Source organism: Thiocapsa sp. (genome assembly GCF_011390875.1).
GTDB lineage: Bacteria > Pseudomonadota > Gammaproteobacteria > Chromatiales > Chromatiaceae > Thiocapsa.
Genome location: NZ_JAABRP010000024.1, coordinates 1 through 4082, shown reverse-complemented (window position 1 = coordinate 4082; position 4082 = coordinate 1). Strand labels below are relative to the sequence as shown.

The window sequence follows — 4082 nt, the reverse complement described above, 5'->3', positions numbered from 1 at the left end:
GATCCTCGACCGAGACGCCGGACCCATCACCGCGATGCAAACCAGCTATCACGCCGTACGTTCGAACCTGTCGGCCATGACCGCATGGGCGGCGCTCATCGTCGCCGCGAGCGGGATCGGGATCCTGACACTGTTTGTCGGCATGATCGTGCTCTTCCCCGTTCTGGGTTATGCCACCTGGGAAAGCTATCGGCGGCTCTTGGCATAAACCGGCGCACGATCGGGCTTTGTTCTGCGTCCGATCAGCCCGGAGAAGCGCAGCCGCTCCTCGCCGGCGTCGTCGCGAATCATCCGCAGGGTCTCGCCGCGGGTCCGTCCAAGTCCGAGAATGATCGCCTCGTCCTCGGAAACCGCACGCAGCGGCACCTGAATCGCCGCGGCGGTGAGATGCGGCATGCGGTAGCTGAAACACAGATGGCCTTCGCGCAGCTTGAGCTCGACATCGACGACGGGAAAACCGGGATCGGCGTTGAGGATCGCGTAGGTGCCGACACGCGCACTCCAGGACGGGCTCGTCTCGGGCGCAGGCGCCTTCTCCCCGAGCAGCATCTCGCGATCGCCGCGTCGCGCGATCACCACCTCGCGCCCGTCGCGGTGCTGGGTCTGAAACTGCATGTCGGCGAGCGGGCGAAAAGCGGGCGGCAAGGTCTCGACACTGTCCGGCGCGATCCCGAACCAGCCCTCGGGCAGCGGCACGAGTCCGAAGGTATCGCCCGAGAGGCAGGCGCAGAGGGTGGCTTGCTCGGGTCGAAAGGCGATCAGGCCCAGATCGGTCGCATAGTCGCCTTCGAGTGCCGCCACGGGCGCCGGCCCGGGCGAGCGCTCGGCCGGCGCCAGGAACAGCTGCGCGGAGACCGGCTGAGGCGCGGCGCTCAACACGCGGCTCAGGGTCTCCTCGGCCAGCCGTTTGATGACGCTGCGGGCACCGTCGGCATTGGCCAACACGGCAATGCCCAAACCCTCCTCGGGCAAGAGGATGCATTCGCCCGCGAATCCGGGCGTCGTGGCGCCGTGGCGGAGCACGCGCCCGCAACTCGGGATCGTGTCCTGCTCGAGAAACCAGCCCAAGCCGTTGAAGATCTCCATATCCAGGAGGTTGTCCGGGTTCTGGACCTCGGACATCGCCTCCACCGTGCTCGGCGCGAGGATCTGGTGACCGTCAAGCTGTCCGCCGCCGAGCAGCGCACACATCAGACGACTCAGGTCGGCAGCGGAGGTCTCGATGCCGTGGGCCGGCAGATCGCGCACCGGCAAGAGCGTGATCGGCGCGCCCTCGCGGTATCCGCGGGCGCTCGCGGGCGAGGTTCGCGCGAGGAAGCGGGTGTCGTTCATGCCCAGCGGCCCCAGCACATGCGTATTCATATAACGCTCGAAGGGCTGACCCGAGACGATGGCGACGAGATGCCCCAGAAGACTGTAGCCGAGGTTGGAATAGGAGAAGACCAGCTCGGGCGGAAAGGCGGCGTACTCCTCGCGCAGTGACTCGACGACGCGCGTAAAGGACTCGTCCGTCCACATCCCCTTGGTCAGGTCGGTCGGCAGACCGCTGTGGTGGCAGAGCAGATTGCGTGCGCTGACGGACGCCTCCGGGCTCGCCACCCGCGTGCGCACGGAGAACCCCTCGAGATAGGCCGACAGGGGCTGATCCAGATCGATCCGCCCGGACTCGACCAGCTGCATGACGGCAACGGCGGTGAGGGGCTTGGCCAGCGAGCCGGCGCGGTAGCGGGTCGCGGCGGTGGCGGCGATTCCGGCCTCGACATCGGCCAGACCGTAGCCTTCGGCCCAGAGGGTCCGATCGGTGTTGACCAGCGCGAGACTGAGCGCTGGGATCTTGAAACGGGCCTGCGCCTGGATGATCTGCGGCGTCAGGGCATCGCGGATGGCGCGCACGTGGGCGTCCGTGTCGGGCAAGAGGGCGGTTGCAGAGGCAGAGGCAGGCGGGTCCGTACGAGGCGTTCCGCCGGATCGGGTCGAAGCGGACCAGCTCAACCCGGACGAGCCCGCCAACACGGCGGCGAGAAAGCGTCGGCGATCGATCGGCGTGAATCTCGATTCACTCATAGATCGAAGCTGTCGCCGACGCCGGGTTGGATCCCGACCGCCGGGACCGATTCGCGGGAGTGTGCGAAGAGATCCGGATTGCCGTCGGCGAGACCCTGGTAGACGGAATCGGCGGCGATATTGGCGGCGAACAGCGTCACGGCGAATGCGAGTGCGGATTTGGTGATGGTCATGGTCGTGCTCCTGATTGGATGGGTTCGGATCGTCGTGCTTGCAGCGACCTGTCGTCGTTGCTTGACGGTGATACAGCAGTCGCCATGCCAGCTTCACATGGCCCGAACTTTTCCCTTTTAGAACAGTATCTAAGACTCCTCCAGGAGACCGGAGCTGCCGCTCTCCCACCCGATCCGGTTGAACGAAGCATGACGGCCATTCAACGTTTCGTGACATCGAATCGTGGCATCGGACTCGGGATCGTCACTCGGTCGCGCCCCGGCGGTTTTCTGATCCAATGACGCGCGTGACGATGGCGATGAAAGAAACCGCCATCGAGCGTTCTCTCGGGAAGAGACGGAATGATCAACGCCCGACCGAGCACCCGGTCCCTCGACCACCCATCAGACCCGTGACCCCGGAGAACACCCATGAAGAAGCTCGTCCTGTTGCTGGTCATCGTGGTGGCGGTCGGGGCCTTTTTCGCCTTCGGCCTGGACCGCTACCTGACCCTCGATGCTCTGAAGACAAGTCAAGAGGGCTTCGACGCCTGGTATGCGGCGCGCCCTATATTGGTCATCGGTGCCTTCTTCACCGGTTATGTCGCGGTGACTGCCTTGTCCCTGCCGGGGGCCGCCGTCATGACGATCGCCGCCGGCGCACTCTTCGGCTTGGGAGTGGGCACCCTGATCGTCTCCTTCGCGTCCAGCATCGGCGCGACCCTGGCCTTTCTGGTCTCGCGGTTTGTGCTGCGCGATGCGGTGCAGCGACGCTTCGGCGCGCGTCTGGCCACGCTCAATACGGGCATCGAAAAAGACGGGGCTTTTTACCTGTTCACCCTGCGGCTGGTGCCCGTCTTTCCCTTCTTCGTGATCAATCTGCTGATGGGATTGACACCGATCAAGACCTTCACCTTCTACTGGGTGAGTCAGGTCGGCATGCTTGCCGGGACCGTGGTCTATGTGAATGCCGGCACCCAGCTCGCGCGGCTCGACAGCCTGTCGGGGATCCTCTCCCCCGCCCTGCTCGGCTCCTTTGCGCTGCTCGGCGTCTTTCCGCTGCTGGCCAAACGGGTGGTCGATCGGATCAAGGCGCGCCGGGTCTATGCCGCTTGGCCGAAGCCCCGTCGCTTCGATCGCAATCTTGTCGTGATCGGTGCCGGTTCAGGTGGTCTGGTGAGTGCCTACATCGCCGCGGCGGTGAAGGCGAAGGTCACGCTGATCGAGGGCCATCGGATGGGCGGAGACTGTCTCAACACCGGCTGCGTCCCCTCCAAGGCGCTGATCCGCAGCGCGCGATTTCTGCGCCAAGTCCGACGGGCCGAGCGTCTCGGCGTCGTCGGGGCGAGCGCCGAGGCCGACTTCGCGCGGATCATGGGGCGCGTGCATCGGGTCATCGCCGAGGTGGAGCCCCACGACTCGGTAGAGCGCTATACCGCGCTGGGCGTCGAGGTGATCCGGGGTCGGGCACGGCTCGTCTCGCCCTGGAGCGTGGAGATCGACACGCCCACGGGTGCGCGGACCCTGACCAGTCGCGCGATCGTGATCGCCACCGGTGCCGCCCCGACCATCCCCGACCTTCCCGGGCTCGATCGGGTGCGTCATGTGACCTCCGAGGACCTCTGGTCGATCACCGAGAAGCCGGAGCGGCTCCTCGTCCTCGGCGGCGGGCCGATCGGCTGCGAGCTGGCCCAGGCGTTTGCGGCCATCGGCTGCCGGGTGACCCAGGTCGCGCGCTCGGGCATCCTGCCCAAAGAGGACGAGGACACCATCGCGCTGATCGAGGCGGCCTTGCGCGAGGACGGGGTGCGCCTGCTGACCCACACCCGGACCCTGCGCTGCGAGGTGGTGGACGGAGAGCAGCGC

At 66.2% G+C, this 4082-nt stretch carries 3 protein-coding genes and 1 pseudogene; 2 read left to right on the top strand and 2 right to left on the bottom strand.

Going from position 1 to position 4082, the window contains the following annotated elements:
* Positions 1-208 (top strand): annotated as a pseudogene (locus tag GPT33_RS03285) (hypothetical protein); the annotation flags it as partial.
* On the opposite strand, the gene GPT33_RS03280 reads toward GPT33_RS03285, so the two are convergent.
* Together GPT33_RS03280 and GPT33_RS03275 are read right to left on the bottom strand one after the other, a co-directional pair.
* Positions 187-2064, bottom strand: coding sequence for a serine hydrolase domain-containing protein (locus tag GPT33_RS03280; protein ID WP_296805844.1), 1878 nt, complete (start codon positions 2062-2064; stop codon positions 187-189). The pseudogene GPT33_RS03285 and the gene GPT33_RS03280 overlap by 22 nt on opposite strands.
* The gene (locus GPT33_RS03275; RefSeq protein WP_296805843.1) at positions 2061-2237 is read right to left on the bottom strand and encodes a hypothetical protein; all 177 of its coding nucleotides are present in this window, start codon (positions 2235-2237) and stop codon (positions 2061-2063) included. The genes GPT33_RS03280 and GPT33_RS03275 overlap by 4 nt, the downstream gene beginning before the upstream one ends.
* A gap of 411 nt (positions 2238-2648) precedes the next feature.
* On the opposite strand from GPT33_RS03275, the gene GPT33_RS03270 reads away from it, so the two are divergent.
* Positions 2649-4082, top strand: a 1434-nt coding sequence (locus GPT33_RS03270; RefSeq protein WP_296805842.1) for a bifunctional TVP38/TMEM64 family protein/FAD-dependent oxidoreductase, incomplete at its 3' end; no start/stop codon positions are given.